Here is a 16,203-nt window from a genome sequence, read left to right on the forward strand (position 1 = left end):
AAAGGCGCATTGCCGGCGGCTTGGACGCTCAAATTCATCTCTGCGCCGTTGCAGTCGGATAAGCCGTTGAAACATCGGGCAAGGTAATCGCCGCTTCGCACGGTTGTCACATCGGTAACCGATAAGCCTTGCTTCCCTCGGCGCTGCCTGTCCTGCATATGCAGGCCGCCAGCTTTCCGTGACTGAGAAACTTGTACTGCTGGCAATTGGCTGATGACGAGGGGCATGCGAGCACATCGGGCGATACGGCGGATCTCGGCATGGTTCGCGCCCATGCTGGCGGCATTGCTTGCCGTTTCCGCTCCGACCTTTGCGCTGCCGTCGGATTTTTCGGATGCCGACGCGCCAGCCTACCTCGTGCCGGCGCCTGACCGCCCGCTTCCGGAAGTTCCCGCAACACCGGCATCGGCCGTCGGCCCTGCGGCGCGATCAGCCTCGCCAGTCAAGCGGGAGGCGATGAAGGGCAATCCGCTTTGGGCGGTGCCGCTCGCAACGTTGTCGGAGACGGGCGAGCGACCGATCTTCTCGGCCTCGCGGCGCCCGCCACCGCCCGTGGCTTCGGTCGCCGCGTCGAGCGCGCCGCCACCGCCAACGCCGTCCGGCCCGCCGCAGGCCGAGTTGCATCTGGTGCTGGTCGGAACGGTCATCGGCGGCGACCAGAGTGTCGGGATTTTTGTCGACGAGGACAGCAAGACCACACTGCGCCTCAAGCTCGACGGCGACTATCAGGGCTGGAAACTTCTTTCGGTGCATCGCCGGGAGGTGATCATGGCGCGCGGCGAGCTGACCGAGACCTTGGAGCTCACGAAGACGGGCCAGGGCGCGTCCGCAAACGTGTCGGCGGTTGCGGAAAGCACCGCAAAGCGCGGAAGCTCGCACACGGCGCAGTACGATTAGGTGAGTTGGTTTACGCGCGTTCGATATGAGCCCGGATCGCGGCTCGCTCGGCGTCGATCCAGCCATGCTCGCGGGCCTTGGTCACCATCTCGGCGTAGCGCTGGTCCCAGCTCGCATCGTCAGGACGGCCGGTCAGGGTCGGCACGAGATCGATCGCGACAAGCGCATCGCGCTCGTCGAGCAGCGTGATCCCTTTCCAGCCCTGCGTTTCGGGCCGGGCGCCGGCATGCAGCACCAGCTTGAACCTGCGGAAGTCCATCGGCTCCGTCAGCCGGACGATGCTACCCTCGAAGCATTCGATGATCACGACGCCGCTCCCTCGTGCGATGCCCGGCTAGAGCGTGATCCAAGTGCGCAGCGGTTTTCCGAGAAGATCATGCTCAAACAATACCCTAAAGCGCGATGACGATTCATCCTGATCTCATCGCGCTCTAGGCTTGCGGCAAGGCGCGTAGCGCGCCCTGGAAATTGACGAGGGGATCGCCGTTCCCGCCGCGCGTCGCCACGATCCTGCCGATGAAGAGACCGTGCGTGCCGACCACCTGGTGGTGATGTAGCACGCATTCCAGCGCGCCGATCGCCGGTTCGAGCAGCGGCACGTCGAGGACACCTTGCTCCCACGGCGCCGTCGCGAAGCGCTCGAGGCCCTTGATGCCGCCGGCGAAACGCAGCGCCAGATCTTCCTGACCCCGGCCAAGGAGGCTCACTCCGAAGCGGCCGTTGGCGAGGATGGCGGCGTGCGTTTCGGAGCTCGAGTTGACGCCGACGAGCAGACAGGGCGGGTCCATGCACAGCGAGGTGACGGAGCTGACCGTCAGCCCGCGCCGTGTGGTTTCCGTTCCCGTCGCAACGATCGCTACGCCGCTCGCGAGATTACGCATGGCCAGCCGGAATTCGGCGGCTTCGACGGAGTGGAAATCGGTCATCTGCGAGATCTGACATCCCATGACGTACCTCCGGGCCTGCGCTCGCGCTGAGCTATGCCGAAACCGCTTCGCCCGCGACTTTGCCGCGACCGGATTTCAGCTCCTTCCGGATCGCGGGAATGATCCTGCTGCCCCACAATTCGATCTGGCGCAGCATCGTGCGCTGATCGAAGTCGCCGAGCTGGGTCTGCAGCGCGATGTGGGTCGGCTTGAGAATGCTGGTCTCTTCCAGCATGCGGTCGATCACCTGGTTGACGCTGCCGACCGGCAGGTTGCTGCGCATCGTCTCCAGGCTCATGTCGTTCGGTCCGGCTTCCTCCTTGATCAGGTAGCCGTCGTCGCTCTGGGCGCGGCGGAACTTCAGGCTTTCGGAGAGCCGGCGCTGGAAGCGCGCGTTGTCGAGATAGGACTGGATCTCGCTGTCATTGTCGCTGGCATAGGCACAGCGCAGGAAGCCGAAATGCGTATCGTCGATGGAGCGGCCTTCCTTGGCCGCGATTCCCTCGAGACGTTCGCGCAAGGCCTTGATTGCGTCGAGGCCGTTCAAGAGCGCGGTGACGAAGAGGTTGTGGTTGTCGCGAATGGCGCGGCCGAGCGTCTCGCCGTGGCCGGACGTGACCCAGATCGGCGGCATCGGTTTCTGCACCGTGCGCACCGCGATCGCCGTCGGCGGCATCTTCAGGTGCTCGCCGGAATAGGAGAAGATGCGCTCGCGCATGCCGGCCTGGAGCACGTCGTAGAACTCGGCGAACAGCGCATGCGAATGGTCGAGGTCGACGCCGAAGCGGTCGAACTCGAATTTCTGGTAGCCCGAGCCGATGCCGAGATCGAGGCGCCCGTTCGAGACAATGTCGGCAAAGCCGATTTCGCCGAGCAGTCGCGCCGGGTTGTAGAGCGGCAGCACGCAGACGGCCGAACCGAGGCGGATGCGCTTAGTGAGGCCCGCGCAATGCGCGACCATCATCAGCGGCGAAGGACACAGGCTGTAATTGTTGAAATGGTGCTCGGCATACCAGGCCGTATCGAAGCCGGCATGCTCGGCGGCAACGGTCTGCTCGACGGCGTTGTTGATCACCTGCTGTGAGGTCTGATGATAACCGCGCTGCTGCGCCAGAATGAATACGCCGAATTCCATCGGTTGCCTCCTCCACCCAATTGCGGTCGCTCTTGCGACGCGTTCTCATGAGATTATGGCCTTGAGCTTTTTCGAACAATTGGCGTAATCTGAGCATGTCTTTTGCAAAATCTGAAAAGATCGATGAATCGCCTCCAGGCCATGGAATTGTTCGTCAGCGCCGTCCGTGAGGGCAGCTTTTCGGCGGCCGGGCGCCGCGTCGGGCTCTCGCCGGCGTCGGTGTCGCGCTACATCGGCGAGCTCGAGGCGCAGCTCGGCGTGCAGCTTTTGAACCGCAGCACGCGCCATCTCGGCTTGACCGATGCGGGCAAGATTTTCTTCCAGCGCACCGAGCAGGTGCTGCACGGCATCGAGGATGCCGAGGCTGCAGCGCTCTCGCTCCAGACCGCACCGCGCGGAACGCTGCGCGTGCACTCGCGGACGCTGTTCGGCATCAAGGTGCTCTCGCCCCTGATCCCGGGCTTTCAAAAGCTCTATCCGGAGCTGAAGTTGGAGCTGCGTCTGTCCGAGCGGCGCCCTCAGCTTCGCGAAGATGAATTCGACGTCGACTTCCAGATCCAGGCAGCGAAGGACCCAGGCCTCATGCAGCGAAGGCTGCTGCGGAGCGAGCGGATTCTCGTGGCCTCACCGGACTATGTCGGCCGGATGCCGAAGTTGCGCGAACCGGAAGACATCACCCGCCATCATTGCCTGACCTACTGGATGGGCCCGGACGATGTGGTCTGGAAGTTCATGCGCAGGAACAATTTGCGCGAGATCGTCGTACCGTCGTCCCTCAGCAGCAACAACGGCGTGGTGTTGTGCGATCTCGCCGTCACCGGGCACGGTATCGCGCTGCTCGACGATTACACTGTGGCGGAGGAATTGAAGAGCAGGCGCCTGGTCCGTCTGTTGCCCGGCTTCCGGGTGACGAATTCCACCTTCGACGAAGGAATCTACGCGACGTTTCTCCAGAGCAGCTATCTGCCGGAGAAGATCAGAGTCTTTGTGGACTACATGGCGGAGAACGTGCCGAAGCAGATCAAGAGGTCGGCGCACTAGAGCAGAGGCGCTCAGTCGGGGCCAAACCTGTGCGCCGGCAGGCCGCGGACGCCGAGGCCTTCGACCGCGAACAGCCCGCCGGCATCGGGGTGATCGTCACCGAGCGCGTGGCTGCGCGAGATCGAGGTCACGTAGAGAACATCGAGATCGGGCCCGCCGAAGGCCACGCTGGTGGGGTGACGGACCGGCATGTCGATCGTCCGCACCATTGTCCCATCCGGTGCGAACCGCGCGATCTTGCCGATGCGCACCAGCACCGACCAGAGACAGCCTTCCGCATCGACCGTTGCACCGTCGCATCCGGACCCTTGCGCCTCGGTATCGACGAAGACGCGCTTGTTCGCGGGCGGACCGTCCGGACTGTAGTCATAGGCCCAGATGATCCGTCTTGCGCTGTCGGCGAGATAGAACGTCCGTCCGTCCAGACTGAAGCACGGCCCGTTGCTGACCGCGAGATCGGTGTCCAGCAGCTCCAGCGCGCCCGATGCGTCCAGCCGATAGAGACCGCCGAGCGGCGCCTCCTCCTGGGCGCGGTCGCCGTGCATCGTGCCTGCCACGAAGCATCCATGGGGATCGGCCTTGCCGTCGTTCAGCCGCACCTTGGCGTGGTCGAGCCCGATCGAGGGACCGTCGGTCAGCGCGCGCGTGTCGAAATCAAGGTGCGCAAATCCATGGCGCAGCGCCAGCACCGCGCCGCCGTCGCCTCGCAACGCCAATGAGCCGATTGGCGCGGGAGCGCCGAATTCGTCGATAGCGCCGGTGACGGGATCGAGCGTGCGAATCAATCCGGCGAGGGAATCGATCCAGAACAGGCGCTGCCTGCGCTCGTCCCACACCGGGCTCTCGCCGAGCTGGTCCCTGGTCGTGCCGACGCGCGTGATCCGTACCATGCTCATGGTTCCTCGCATGGGAATCGCCGGGCTTGACCGATCGGTCGGTGAAAACCTAGTTTCATTCTAAAGACTCGCTGGCTGATGAATGGATTGCGGAGTTCATGACTGAACTGTCAACGATGAAGGATGGCGTTGCGAACCAGGCCGAGGCCTCTGATCGCGTGCTTCAGATCCTCGCCGAGGCCGGCCGGCTGTTCGCCAGCAAGGGATTCGAAGGAACCTCGATGCGCGACATCGCGCTCGCCTGCGGTATCTCCAAGTCGCTGCTCTACCATCATTTCTCCAACAAGGACGAGATCTACGCGCGCGTGGCGGTCGGCTCGACGCTGGAGCTCTATCTGTTTGTGCGCGATCGCATTCCCGACGGGCCGCCGTCGCAGAAGATCCGCGCGTTCATGGTCGCCACGGCGGAATATTTCCGCCGCTACCGCTGGGCCTGGATCGCTTCGACGACCGCCTTCTGGAACGATCCCGACCGGCACCGGCACAAGGAACGGCTGACGCGGCGCGACCGCTTCGAGAACTTTCTGCGCGGCCTGATCCAGGAAGCCATCGATGCCGGCGAGATCCGCAAGGTCGATGTGCCCATGACCGGCCGGCTGATCCTGTCCTCGCTGAACTGGATGCATCGCTGGTACAATCCCAACAAGTCCGCAACCCCCGAGCAGATCGCGGACATTTTCTTCGACATGATCTTCAATGGTCTGCGCAGCGGCGAACTTGTCGAGCTTCCTGGGGCTGAGCCGCCCAAGGCCGGCCGGCGCAAGTCGCGCTGACCGGCGAGCGGCGGCCGCGCCTCATTCCAGAACGATGTTCTGCGCCTTGATCACCGGTCCCCAGAGCGCGGCATCCTTGGTCAGTTGGGCGTCGAGCCGTTCCGGCGCGCCGGTGTCGACCATCAGGCCATCGGTATCGAGCTGCTTTGCAATCTCCGCCTTCTGCATCGCGGCGTTCGCTGCCGCATTCAGCCGCGCGATGACGTCGCGCGGCGTGCCGGCGGGCGCGTGCAGCGCGGTCCAGAACGACGCCGTGAGGTCGGGATGGCTGGATTCGGCCAGCGTCGGTATCTCGGGAAAGCTTGCCATGCGCTTTTCCGAGGACACCGCGAGAATGCGGAGCTGACCACCGCGCGCGTGCTCGATAACGGCGGCGGGCGTTGCGAAATTGAGATCGCACTCTCCCGACAGCGTCTCCATGATGGAGGCCGGATTGTTGCGATAGGCAACCTCGGTGACGGAAAATCCCATCGACTTGCCCATCATGATCCCGAACAGATGCGTGACGCTGCCCGGGCCTAGCGTGGCGTAGAACAGCGGCTTGTCGCGGCCCTTGGCGTAGGCGACGAAGCTCTTGACGTCGGTGGCTGGCGTCCGCGCGTTCACGGTCAGCGACAGCGGCCCGTTGCAGAGCATGGCGACAGAGGCGAAATCCTCGAGCTTGTAGGGCAGGTTCTTGCGTAGCAGCACGTTCAGCGAAATCGGCCCGGTGCCGCCGGCCAGGAGGACCGAGCCGTCCTTCGGCGCGCGCGCCACATATTGCGATCCGACGATGCCGTTGGCGCCGGGCTTGTTGTCGACGAGGACGGGTTGATCGAGGTTTTCCGCCATCGCCTTTGCGATCGAGCGCATCAGGCTGTCGATCGAACCGCCCGGCGCATAGGGCACGATGATGAAAATCTGCGACGCTCGCGCCCTGACGATTGCGGGTGCGCCAAGCGGCGCGGCGAGGGCGCCGGCGATCAGAGCTGTCGCCTGGCGTCGGCTGATCCTGGGCATGGAAAATCCTCCTCAAGGTCATTCTTGCTTGCCGTGAACCTAGCGGCTGACCGATCGGTCGGTCAATAGGAGCGCGAGAGGATATTGCAAGCAGGTGCGGTTGGTGTTATCAGCACAAAAAGCTGACCGATCGGTCAGGCGTAGCGATACGGCCCCAAGCAAGACGAACAGAAGCCAGGAGGAAGCCCAATGTCAGGAGATATCGTCACCCTCGAAGTGTCCGACAACATCGCGCTGGTGACGCTGAACCGGCCTCCGGTGAATGCGCTCGATCGCGCAATGCGCGACCGCATCGTGGCGGTGTTCGACGAGATTTCCGAGCGCCAGGACGTCAGGGTCGCGATCCTGACCGGCGCCGGCAAGGTGTTCTGCAGCGGTGCGGATCTGAAGGACCGGCCGGACCCGACCAAGATCGGCGCGTTTCACAGCCATAACCGCATCACGCGCGAGACCGGCAATTGCATCCGTGAATGCGCCAAGCCCGTCATCGCGGCGATCAACGGCGTCGCGCTCGGCGCGGGTGTGGGCCTGATGGCCTCCTGCGACATCTTCTACGCCTGCGAGGAAGCTGTCTTCGGCATGCCCGAGATCAATGTCGGTCTCGCCGGCGGTGCTGCGATGCTGAATACGATATTTGGCCGCTCGCTGATGCGTCGCATGTTCTTCACCGGCTATCGGGTGCCGGCCGCCGAACTCTATCGGCTCGGCATTATCGAGGCCTGCACCACCAAGGAGAACCTGCTCCCCGAGGCGATGAAGCTCGCGCGTGAGATCGCGTCCAAGAGCCCGATCGCGATGGAATACGCCAAGAACGCGGCGAACATGGTCGAGCTGATGCCGCCGCGCGATGCCTACCGCTTCGAGCAGAACATCACCATGGCCCTGTCCAAGACCGAGGACGCCAAGGAGGCGCGCATGGCGTTCCTGGAGAAGCGCGCGCCGGTGTTCAAGGGGCGCTGAGATGCGGGCGGGGGAGGGTCTCGACGCGCTGATGTCGCCGCGCTCGATCGCGATCATCGGCGCCTCGCAGGAGGCGACGAAGATCGGCGGTCGGCCGGTCGATCTGTTGCGTCGTCACGGCTATGCCGGCCGGATCTATCCGGTCAATCCCAGGGCTGCGACGGTGCAGGGGCTGCAAGCCTACGGCTCCGTCGCCGACCTGCCGGAAGCGCCCGACCTCGCCATCATCGCGGTCGATGCGGAACGCGCCGGCGAAGCGGTCGAGCAGTGCGCCGCCCGCGGCGTCCGCAGCGTCGTCGTCTTCTCCTCGGGTTTTGCCGAGCTCGGCGAGCAGGGTCGCGCCATGCAGGACCGGCTGCGCGTCGCCGCACAGCGCAGCGGCATGCGCCTGCTGGGGCCGAACTGCCTCGGCGCGGTCAGCATCGCCGAGAAGAGCATCGCGACCTTCTCGATCGTGCTCGAGCACGGCATGCCGGCTGCGGGTTCGCTCGGCATCGTGTCGCAGAGCGGCAATCTCGGCAGCTACACCATGCGTCTCGCCAGCGAGCGCGGCGTCGGCGTCAGCCGCTTCATCACGACGGGCAACGAGTGCGACATCGACATTGCCGACGGCATCGCCTGGATGGCGCGCGACCCCGCCACCAAGGTGATCCTGTGCTGTCTCGAAGCGTGCCGCGACGCCGGCCGCCTGATCGCCGCGCTTGAGGAGGCACGCGATGCCGGGAAGCCGGTCATCGCCATGAAGATCGGCACATCAGCGGCAGGCCAGGCCGCCGCGGCCTCGCACACCGGCGCGATGGCGGGATCGGATGCGGTGTTCGACGCGCTGTTTGCCCGCTGCGGCGCGGTGCGGGTGCGCAGCATCGACGAGCTGATCGATCTCGGCCATGCCGCATCGATCCTGCTGCCGGACCGGCTGCCGAAGGGGCCGGGCATCGCGATCCTCACGGCGTCGGGCGGTTTCGGCGTGCTGCTCGCGGATGCCGCGCAGTCGGTCGGGCTGACATTGCCGGAGCTCGGCGAGGAGACGCAGCGCCAGATTTTGGAATTGGTGCCCTTTGCATCCGCCCGCAACCCGGTCGACGCCACCGCGCAGATGTCGAGCCGTCCTGATCTCCTGGAGAAGATCATGACTGCCGTCGTGGCGGACGAACGGACCGACACGGTGATCCTGCCGCTGCCGTTCTCGCTGCATCTGCCGCGCCTGCGCTCCATCTATATGGACAGGTTGCGCAACATGCGCGCGCAATTTCCTCATCGCCCGATCGTCCTGTGTGTCGACGGTCCGGATGATGCGCTGGCCGAGCTGCATGCACTGGGCTTTCCGACCATCGCCAGCTTCGACGGCTGTTGCGCAACCGTTGCCGCACTGGTGCGGTTGCAGGCCGCATCGCAGCGTCCGCAGGACGCGCCCGAGGCAGTCGCGCAGGCGGCGCCGCTTCCGGCAGGCGCATTCCGCCATGAGCTTGGCGCCAAGCGCGCGCTTGCCGACGCCGGCGTTCCGGTGCTGGTCGAACATCTCGTGCAGGATGCGGATGCGGCAGTGCGCGCCGCCACCGAGATCGGTTATCCCGTGGTGCTGAAAATTGCCTCGCCCGATCTGCCGCACAAGACCGAGGCCGGCGGCGTGGTCGTCGGCCTCGGCTCGGAAGCCGACGTCCGGCGCGCCTATGCCCAGATGCGCGATCGCGTCGCCACCCGCGCGCCCACGGCGACGATCGACGGCGTGATCGTGGCGCCGATGGCCAAGGGTGTCGCTGAGCTGATCCTCGGCAGCCGCATCGACCCCGTGTTCGGACCGGTGGTAATGGTCGGCCTCGGCGGCATCTTCGCGGAGATCCTCCACGATTCCGCCGTGCAGATGGCACCGGTCAGCGAGGCGCAGGCCATGGCGATGCTGAGATCGCTCAAGGCCTTCGCGGTGCTCGACGGCGCACGCGGGCGGCCGCGTGCCGACCTCGACGCCGCGGCCCGGGCCGTTGCCGCACTGTCGCGCTTTGCCGCAGCGCATGCCGACACGGTCGCCGAGATCGACGTCAACCCGCTGCTGCTGCGCGCCGAGGGCGAGGGGGCCGTCGCGCTCGACGCGCTGCTGATCCCGCACGGCGCGCAGGCACGACACTGAATTCAAGACCACAAGAGGCCGCACAAGCCGGCCCAGAGGAAACGCGAAAGGCAGGAGGAAACGGTGAAGAGATCGACGATCACTGCGCTCGGCATGATTGCCTTGCTGCTCACGAATGCGCCCCTGCACGCGCAGGGCATCTCCGGCGATGTCGTCAAGATCGGCATCATGAACGACCAGAACGGCCCCTACGCCGACAATTGCGGCCTCGGTTCGGTCGCGGCGGCCAAGCTCGCGGTCGCGGATTTTGGCGGAACGGTCGGCGGCAAGAAGATCGAGCTCGTGATCGCCGATGACCAGAACAAGCCCGATGTCGGCGTCGCCATCGCCATGCGCTGGGTCGACAATGAGGGCGTCGATGCCATCGTCGGCTGCTCGACGTCCTCGATCGCGCTTGCGGTGCAGGAGATCATGAAGAACCGCAAGAAGCCCTACATGCTGGCCGGCACGGCGGGCTCATTCTTCACCAACGACAAATGCTCGCCGATGACGACGCAATGGGTGGTCGATACCTACGCCCAGCCCAAGGCCACCGTGAAGGCGCTGCTCGCGCAGGGCGTCGACAGCTGGTTCTTCCTGACGGTCGACTACGCTTTCGGCAAGGCTTGGCAGACTGACGCGACCAACTTCATCAAGGCCGGCGGCGGCAAGGTGGTCGGCTCGGTGCTGCATCCGCTGAATGCGTCGGATCTCTCCTCGTTCCTGCTGACGGCGCAGGCCAGTGGCGCCAAGGCGATCGCGCTCGCCAATTCGGGCTCTGATTTCGCCAATGCGATCAAGCAGGCGCAGGAATTCGGGCTGACCAAGTCGCAGCTGCTGGTCCCGCTCGGTCTCATGATCAGCCAGACTCACGGCATTGGCCTCAAGGACCTCCAGAACGTGCGGCTGACGACGCCGTTCTATTGGGACATGACGCCGGAAAGCCGGGCCTTCGCCAAGCGCTATGCCGAGGCGACGGGCGGTCAGTTGCTCAACGAGGGCAAGTCGGCCACTTACAGCGCCATCACGCATTATCTGAAAGCGGTCGCCGCCGCGGGGGCCGACGACGGCGAGGCCGTGATGCGGCAGATGAAGAACACGCCGGTCAACGATTTCGAGATGAAGAACGTCAGCATCCGGGCCGACGGCCAGGTGATGCGCCCGCTCTATGTCGCGCGGATCAAGACGCCGGCGGAATCCAAATACACCTACGACTATTACGAGATCACCGGCACGATCGCGCCCGAGGACGCGTGGCGGCCGGCGTCGGAGAGTGCCTGCGACCTTCTCAAGTCGCAGTGAGCAACAGGTAGCCGGACATGCCGGCACGGATGGCGAAAGCAGGAAGCAGGCGATGAGTGTAGTTGAAGCGGTATCGATGCAAGCCGTCGCGGGCGAGAACCTGATGGGCGAAGCCTATCGCGATGCGATGCATCGCTGGCTGCATGCCAATCTGCCCGCCAGCTTCCGCAGCGACAGCGCCGCGTTCGCGGCGCCCACGCTGCAGCAGTCCGTCGCCTGGGAGGCGGCGATGTACCGCGCCGGCCTCACCGGCATCACCTGGCCGCAGGCCTATGGCGGGCATGGCCGCTCCTTGCGCGAACATCTCATCGCCAATCAGGAGATCGGCCGGCTTGCGATGCCGGAGAGCGTCAACTCGATCGGCAAGGAGCTTGCCGGTCCGATCATCCTGGCCGTCGGCACCGAGGAACAGAAGCGGCGCTTCCTGCCGGCGATCCTCGAGATGCGCAACATCTGGTGCCAGGGCTTCTCCGAGCCCGAGGCCGGCTCCGACCTTGCGGCCCTGCGCACCCGTGCCACGCGGGATGGTGACGGCTGGCGTATCAACGGCCAGAAGATCTGGACCAGCGGCGCCTATCGCGCACAGCGCTGCCTGGTGCTCGCGCGCACCGGACCGCTGGAGGACCGCCATCGCGGTCTTGCCATGTTCGCGGTGCCGCTCGATGCCAAGGGCGTGCGCGTGCGCACCATCAAGTCGATCGACGGCCGCGAGAGTTTTTGCGAGGTGTTCTTCGACGAGGTCGAAGTTGCCCAGACGGATGCGATCGGCGCGCCCGACGAGGGCTGGGCCGCGGCGATCCGCGTGCTCGAGATCGAGCGCGCGACCAACCGGATGTACCGCGCCTGGCGCTTCGAGAACGAGCTGCGCCATCTGATCTCCGCCAGCAAGACCGACCCGGTGCTGTCGGCGATGGTCGCGGACCGCCACTATGCGGTCCGGCTCGGCGAAGTCGCGGTCGAGATCGAGGTGCTGAAGGCGCATGTCGAGACGGCCGTGGAAGCGCTCGCGAGCGGCGACAAGATCGGGGCGCGCGGCAGTCTTGCGAAGCTGTACTGGAGCGAATCGCATCAGCGCTTCGCTGCGCTCGCGATCGAGCTGCTGTCGCAGGCCTCGCTGCCGCAGAACCCGGCGATCAAGGTGGCACGGCGACGCTTCGAGACCATCTACCTCCAGGCGCGTGCCGAGACGATCTATGCCGGCACCACCGAGATTCAGCTCGGTATCATCGCCGACCGGATCCTCCAGCTGTCGCGAGGCAAATAATGGCCGCGCAGGGTCAGGTCGCGGGCCTGCTGCACGATCGCCGCGTCGTGGTGACGGGGGCGGGGCAGGGGATCGGACGTGCCATCGCGCTCGGCATCGCCGCTGCCGGCGCGAAGGTAGTCGTGACCGATCTGCGGCAGGACCGGGCAGAGTCTGCCGCGCGCGAGATCAGGGACGCGGGCAAGGAGGCGCTGGCCTGCGCGCTCGATGTGACCGATGCTGCGGCCTGCGGTGAGTTGGCGAAGCGCGTGGACGAGGAGATCGGTCCCGCCGACGTCGTGGTCAATAATGCCGGCATCATCATCCGCGAGTCGATCGACAGCCCGCGGGCCCACGAGAACTGGCGCCAGGTTTTCGACGTCAACGTCAACGGCACCTTCAACATGGTTCATGCCTTCATCCCCGCGCTGCGCAAGACGCACGGGTCCATCATCAACGTTGCCTCGGTCGCGGCCTTTGGCGGCATGAATGGCGCGCTCGGTTATTCGCCGTCCAAGGGGGCGGTGCGGTTGTTCACGCAGGCGCTGGCCCGCGATCTCGCGCCCGACGGCATCCGGGTCAACGCCGTTGCGCCCGGCATCATCGCGACCGAGATGAGCGAGAGCACGCGCGACAATCCGACGAGGCTCTCCGGCCTGATGGCGCGCACCCCGACGAAGCGCGTAGGGCAGCCCGACGAGATCGCTGGACCCGTGATCTTTCTGGCATCGGCGATGGCCTCCTATGTCAACGGCGTCATCCTGCCGGTCGACGGCGGGTATCTCGCCTAGTGAACGATTGTAGTCGCAGGGTTTTGAGAAGAGGACGATGATGAGCATGGCCGAAGGACTTCAGCCCGCCGAGTTCGCGGCAACCGCGACACGCGCAGTGACCGCATGCGCGGGCCTGGACGTTCGTGAACAGGCGCGCAATCTCGCCGGCGACGGCCTGCTCGGCGTCATCGCGGATGAGGAGGTGGGCGGGCTCGCCCTGCCGCTTGGCTTCGCAGTGCCGGTGATCGCGGCCGCGCATTCGGGATTGCTCGGCTTCCCGCTGCTGGAAACCATTCTCGTCAGCCGGCTGCTCCAGTCATCGCTGACCCGTCTTGCCGGCGCGATCGTGTCCGGCGAGAAGCTGGCGACGATCGCCTGGCAGGGCGAGGCGATCGCCGACCGGGAAGACGGACTGCTGATGCTGAGCGGTACGCTCGCGCGCGCCCCTTGCGCTGCATCGGTCGACCACATCCTGGTACGGATGAGTGGTGGTGCGGCAGCGCTGATCCCGGCCAATGCCAAAGGCGTCCTGGTGGAGGACGCGGCCGGCCTCGACCTGACGGTGCCGGAGCACGTGGTGCGGCTTGAGAAAGTCGAAGTTCCCATCGGCTCCGTCCTGCCGGCCGGAACATGGGATGGGCTCAACTCGGATGCCAATGTGCTTCGTGCCGCGGCCATCTTGGGATCGGCTGAGGCGTGCCTGGCGCTCGCGCAGGAGCATGCCTCGACGCGCCGTCAGTTCGGCCACGCCTTGTCCTATAATCAGGCCATCCGCCATGCGCTGGCGCGCCAGAAATTGGGATTAGAGAGTATCCGTCATGCGATCACGCGCGGCCTGTCCGAGGGCGGTGGCCCGGTTCAGCGTGATGCGGCGTTCCTGGCGGCAGCGACCTATGGCAGCTCGATCAGCGAAGGCGCGCTACAGATCCATGGCGGCATGGGTTTCACCTGGGACGTGCCGGTGCATCGCCATTTGCGCCGCATCCGCACGCTCCAGGCACAGGGCGATGCCAGCGCCCTGATCAGCGCATTCGGCCGCCGTTACGTGTCGGAAATTGCACCGTTCGCAGAGACGGGAGCGTGAGGAGATAGTCATGACCGAGATCAAGGATCAAACCCTCGCAGGCCGCATCGCCCTCGTCACCGGCGCTGGCAATGGCATCGGCCGCGCGACCGCGCTCAAGCTGGCCGCGCGCGGCGCGATCGTCGGCGTCAATGATTTGAAGCCGGAATTTGTTGATAGCACGGTGGATGCGATCAAGGCAGCGGGCGGCAACGCGGTTGCCGTCACGCATGACGTTTCCAGCCGCGACGGCATGCGGCAGGCGGTTCTCGGATTGGCGGAGCGTCAGAGGCGTTTCGACATCCTCGTCAACAACGCGGCGTGGGTGCGCTATCAATCCGTCCCGGACATCGCTCCGGAAACCGTCGATCGCATGCTCAACATCGGCTTCAAGGCGATCATCTGGGGAATCCAGGCCGCCGCGGAAGTCATGGACGCCGAGCGCGGCGGCGCCATCGTCAACGTCGCCTCGGTGGCCGGCCTGATCTCAGCCAAGAACAGCATCGTCTATAGCGGCATCAAGGCCGGTGTCATGGGCATCACGCGCGCGGCCGCAGCCGAGCTCGGCGCGCGCAACATCCGCGTCAACGCGGTCGCGCCCTCGGCGATTCCGACCGAGGGCACGATGCGCAATCGCAACGCCGAGCTCGACGCGCGCCGGGTCGCGCGGACACCGCTCGGGCGGCTTGGCACCGTCGACGACATCGCCAAGGCGATCTGCTTCCTCGCCGGCGACGAGAGCGGCTTCATCTCGGCGCAGGTGCTCACCGTCGACGGCGGCATCACCCTGACCAACATTGCCTGACGGGACGATCGCGATGTCCAATCTGACGCCGGAACAGCAGGCGCTGAAGGACGCCTACGTCAAGGCCCGCGGCTATTGGCGGCCCTGGACGGAAGGCCTGTTGCGCCTCGATCCCGAATTTCTCCAGACCTACGGCAGATATGCGGGCTATGCCGCGGAGAAGGGACCGCTGTCGCCCAAGATGCGGGAGCTGATCTATGTCGCGCTCGACGGTTCGGCAACGCATCTGTTCCGTTCCGGCCTCGCGCTGCACCTCGTTCTTGCGCTTCAGGCGGGAGCCTCGGCGCAGGAGATCATCGACGTATTCCGGCTCGCGACGGTTCAGGGGCTCGACGGCAGCAATGTCGGCATCAATATCCTTGCCGAGGAATTGGCAAGCGCGGGCCTCGCGGTCGATCAGCCCGAGCTGACGGACGAGCAGAGGGCGCTCCGGAGCGCCTATGTGGCGAAATTCGGAGACTGGCCCGACTTCTGCGAGCAATGGCTGCGGCACGATCCCGGCTATTTCGCCGTTATGCTCGATCTCCTCGCGGGCGGGCACGCCGAAGGTGGTCTCGACCAGCGCTCGCGATGTCTGATCTCGATCGCATTGAACGCCTGCTTCACGGGGCTCGATCCGCACGGGCTGCGTGTGCAGATCAGGCGCGCCCTGCGGCTTGGCATCGACCAGCGCGAGATCGTGCAGGTCCTTCAGATGACCGCACATCTCGGCGTGCACGCATGCGCCGTCGGCGTGCCGGTTCTGATGGAAGCCCTCGACGAACGCTCCAGAACCGGCGCAGGCAAGGGCGAGGCAGGAGGAGCGGAATGAAGGGATTGGCCATCCGCAACCAGCGGGCGTTCGCGTCCGGCGCGCTGTTCCTCGCCTTTGCGATCTTCTTCTTCCTGGTCGCGCTGGAATATCCCGCCGGCACGGCTGCGAAGATGGGGCCGGGTTATTTCCCGCGCATGCTCGCGATCGTGCTCGCTGCCATCGGTCTCGTCGTGATGCTCGGGGCGATCAAGCCGGGCGCAAGTCGGGAGGCGCTGCGCCAATGGGATCTCAAGGGGCTCGCCTGGATCACCGGATCGGTGGTGCTGTTCGGCGCCCTGCTGTTTCCGCTCGGCCTGGTTGGCGCCTTGTTCGTCCTGATCATGGTGTCGAGCAAAGCCAGCCCTGAATTCACCTGGACGGGCGCGCTGACCAATGCGGCGGTGCTCATCGTGCTGTGCCTTGCCGTCTTCGTCTATGGTCTCGGGCTGCCATTGCCCGTCTGGCCCTCCCTTTTCAACTGAACGAGCCGGTC

The 16,203-nt window shown here is 65.5% G+C and carries 17 protein-coding genes; 12 read left to right on the forward strand and 5 right to left on the reverse strand.

From position 1 onward, the window contains the following. Positions 1 to 456 precede the first annotated feature (456 nt). On the forward strand, positions 457 to 897 hold the full coding sequence (locus BRAGE_RS47745; protein WP_141263130.1) for a general secretion pathway protein GspN: 441 nt from the start codon (positions 457 to 459) through the stop codon (positions 895 to 897). Between the two features lie 10 nt (positions 898 to 907). On the opposite strand, the gene BRAGE_RS0104170 is transcribed toward BRAGE_RS47745, so the two are convergent. From BRAGE_RS0104170 to BRAGE_RS0104180, 3 genes are all read right to left on the reverse strand, one after another. Further along, on the reverse strand, positions 908 to 1,204 hold the full coding sequence (locus BRAGE_RS0104170) for a hypothetical protein (protein WP_027564604.1): 297 nt from the start codon (positions 1,202 to 1,204) through the stop codon (positions 908 to 910). Between the two features lie 124 nt (positions 1,205 to 1,328). Further along, positions 1,329 to 1,823: a flavin reductase family protein gene (locus BRAGE_RS0104175; protein ID WP_027564603.1), complete on the reverse strand. Its 495-nt coding sequence runs from the start codon at positions 1,821 to 1,823 to the stop codon at positions 1,329 to 1,331. A gap of 52 nt (positions 1,824 to 1,875) precedes the next feature. Continuing rightward, positions 1,876 to 2,958 carry an LLM class flavin-dependent oxidoreductase gene (locus BRAGE_RS0104180; protein ID WP_027564602.1) on the reverse strand — a complete coding sequence of 361 codons (1,083 nt, stop codon included), beginning with the start codon at positions 2,956 to 2,958 and terminating at the stop codon, positions 1,876 to 1,878. Between the two features lie 123 nt (positions 2,959 to 3,081). Between BRAGE_RS0104180 and BRAGE_RS0104185 the strand changes: the two genes are divergently transcribed. Next, positions 3,082 to 3,999, forward strand: coding sequence for a LysR family transcriptional regulator (locus BRAGE_RS0104185; RefSeq protein WP_027564601.1), 918 nt, complete (start codon positions 3,082 to 3,084; stop codon positions 3,997 to 3,999). A gap of 11 nt (positions 4,000 to 4,010) precedes the next feature. Here the strand turns inward: BRAGE_RS0104185 and BRAGE_RS0104190 are convergent, their stop codons facing one another. Next, the gene (locus BRAGE_RS0104190; protein WP_027564600.1) at positions 4,011 to 4,895 is read right to left on the reverse strand and encodes an SMP-30/gluconolactonase/LRE family protein; all 885 of its coding nucleotides are present in this window, start codon (positions 4,893 to 4,895) and stop codon (positions 4,011 to 4,013) included. Positions 4,896 to 4,993: 98 nt separating this feature from the next. Here BRAGE_RS0104190 and BRAGE_RS0104195 point away from each other — a divergent pair, with 98 nt between their 5' ends. Beyond that, on the forward strand, positions 4,994 to 5,668 hold the full coding sequence (locus BRAGE_RS0104195; protein WP_027564599.1) for a TetR/AcrR family transcriptional regulator: 675 nt from the start codon (positions 4,994 to 4,996) through the stop codon (positions 5,666 to 5,668). Between the two features lie 21 nt (positions 5,669 to 5,689). Here BRAGE_RS0104195 and BRAGE_RS0104200 read toward each other — a convergent pair whose 3' ends face one another. Continuing rightward, positions 5,690 to 6,667, reverse strand: a complete 978-nt coding sequence (locus BRAGE_RS0104200) for a tripartite tricarboxylate transporter substrate binding protein (RefSeq protein ID WP_027564598.1) — start codon at positions 6,665 to 6,667, stop codon at positions 5,690 to 5,692. A 189-nt stretch (positions 6,668 to 6,856) separates the two neighbouring features. On the opposite strand from BRAGE_RS0104200, the gene BRAGE_RS0104205 reads away from it, so the two are divergent. The 9 genes from BRAGE_RS0104205 (at position 6,857) to BRAGE_RS0104245 (ending at position 16,192) form a co-directional block, all read left to right on the forward strand. Beyond that, a complete protein-coding gene (locus tag BRAGE_RS0104205) occupies positions 6,857 to 7,627 on the forward strand; it encodes an enoyl-CoA hydratase/isomerase family protein (RefSeq protein ID WP_027564597.1) in 771 nt (256 codons plus the stop codon). A gap of 1 nt (position 7,628) precedes the next feature. After that, positions 7,629 to 9,752, forward strand: a complete 2,124-nt coding sequence (locus BRAGE_RS0104210; protein ID WP_027564596.1) for an acetate--CoA ligase family protein — start codon at positions 7,629 to 7,631, stop codon at positions 9,750 to 9,752. 63 nt (positions 9,753 to 9,815) lie between these two features. Further along, positions 9,816 to 11,033, forward strand: a complete 1,218-nt coding sequence (locus BRAGE_RS0104215; protein ID WP_027564595.1) for an ABC transporter substrate-binding protein — start codon at positions 9,816 to 9,818, stop codon at positions 11,031 to 11,033. A 52-nt stretch (positions 11,034 to 11,085) separates the two neighbouring features. Then, positions 11,086 to 12,297 (forward strand): acyl-CoA dehydrogenase, encoded by a 1,212-nt coding sequence (locus tag BRAGE_RS0104220; protein ID WP_027564594.1) that lies wholly within the window; start codon positions 11,086 to 11,088, stop codon positions 12,295 to 12,297. Next, positions 12,297 to 13,067, forward strand: a complete 771-nt coding sequence (locus BRAGE_RS0104225; RefSeq protein WP_027564593.1) for an SDR family NAD(P)-dependent oxidoreductase — start codon at positions 12,297 to 12,299, stop codon at positions 13,065 to 13,067. The genes BRAGE_RS0104220 and BRAGE_RS0104225 overlap by 1 nt, the downstream gene beginning before the upstream one ends. Before the next feature lie 46 nt (positions 13,068 to 13,113). Next, a complete protein-coding gene (locus tag BRAGE_RS0104230) occupies positions 13,114 to 14,133 on the forward strand; it encodes an acyl-CoA dehydrogenase family protein (RefSeq protein WP_231164094.1) in 1,020 nt (339 codons plus the stop codon). A 10-nt stretch (positions 14,134 to 14,143) separates the two neighbouring features. Next, the gene (locus tag BRAGE_RS0104235) at positions 14,144 to 14,917 is read left to right on the forward strand and encodes an SDR family NAD(P)-dependent oxidoreductase (protein WP_027564591.1); all 774 of its coding nucleotides are present in this window, start codon (positions 14,144 to 14,146) and stop codon (positions 14,915 to 14,917) included. Positions 14,918 to 14,930: 13 nt separating this feature from the next. Beyond that, positions 14,931 to 15,728, forward strand: coding sequence for a carboxymuconolactone decarboxylase family protein (locus BRAGE_RS0104240; RefSeq protein WP_027564590.1), 798 nt, complete (start codon positions 14,931 to 14,933; stop codon positions 15,726 to 15,728). Then, a complete protein-coding gene (locus tag BRAGE_RS0104245) occupies positions 15,725 to 16,192 on the forward strand; it encodes a tripartite tricarboxylate transporter TctB family protein (protein ID WP_084335030.1) in 468 nt (155 codons plus the stop codon). Before BRAGE_RS0104240 ends, BRAGE_RS0104245 begins: the two co-directional genes overlap by 4 nt. Positions 16,193 to 16,203: the final 11 nt, after the last annotated feature.

This window comes from Bradyrhizobium genosp. SA-4 str. CB756 (genome assembly GCF_000473125.1).
Taxonomy (GTDB): Bacteria; Pseudomonadota; Alphaproteobacteria; order Rhizobiales; family Xanthobacteraceae; genus Bradyrhizobium; species Bradyrhizobium arachidis.

Coding starts and splice junctions, on each gene's coding strand:
- BRAGE_RS0104220 (WP_027564594.1), top strand. CDS start 11,086: ATGAGTGTAGTTGAAGCGGTATCGATGCAAGCCGTCGCGGGCGAGAAC.
- BRAGE_RS0104175 (WP_027564603.1), bottom strand. CDS start 1,823: ATGACCGATTTCCACTCCGTCGAAGCCGCCGAATTCCGGCTGGCCATG.
- BRAGE_RS0104240 (WP_027564590.1), top strand. CDS start 14,931: ATGTCCAATCTGACGCCGGAACAGCAGGCGCTGAAGGACGCCTACGTC.
- BRAGE_RS0104225 (WP_027564593.1), top strand. CDS start 12,297: ATGGCCGCGCAGGGTCAGGTCGCGGGCCTGCTGCACGATCGCCGCGTC.
- BRAGE_RS0104185 (WP_027564601.1), top strand. CDS start 3,082: ATGAATCGCCTCCAGGCCATGGAATTGTTCGTCAGCGCCGTCCGTGAG.
- BRAGE_RS47745 (WP_141263130.1), top strand. CDS start 457: ATGAAGGGCAATCCGCTTTGGGCGGTGCCGCTCGCAACGTTGTCGGAG.
- BRAGE_RS0104205 (WP_027564597.1), top strand. CDS start 6,857: ATGTCAGGAGATATCGTCACCCTCGAAGTGTCCGACAACATCGCGCTG.
- BRAGE_RS0104210 (WP_027564596.1), top strand. CDS start 7,629: ATGCGGGCGGGGGAGGGTCTCGACGCGCTGATGTCGCCGCGCTCGATC.
- BRAGE_RS0104200 (WP_027564598.1), bottom strand. CDS start 6,667: ATGCCCAGGATCAGCCGACGCCAGGCGACAGCTCTGATCGCCGGCGCC.
- BRAGE_RS0104180 (WP_027564602.1), bottom strand. CDS start 2,958: ATGGAATTCGGCGTATTCATTCTGGCGCAGCAGCGCGGTTATCATCAG.
- BRAGE_RS0104245 (WP_084335030.1), top strand. CDS start 15,725: ATGAAGGGATTGGCCATCCGCAACCAGCGGGCGTTCGCGTCCGGCGCG.
- BRAGE_RS0104190 (WP_027564600.1), bottom strand. CDS start 4,895: ATGAGCATGGTACGGATCACGCGCGTCGGCACGACCAGGGACCAGCTC.
- BRAGE_RS0104195 (WP_027564599.1), top strand. CDS start 4,994: ATGACTGAACTGTCAACGATGAAGGATGGCGTTGCGAACCAGGCCGAG.
- BRAGE_RS0104235 (WP_027564591.1), top strand. CDS start 14,144: ATGACCGAGATCAAGGATCAAACCCTCGCAGGCCGCATCGCCCTCGTC.
- BRAGE_RS0104230 (WP_231164094.1), top strand. CDS start 13,114: ATGGCCGAAGGACTTCAGCCCGCCGAGTTCGCGGCAACCGCGACACGC.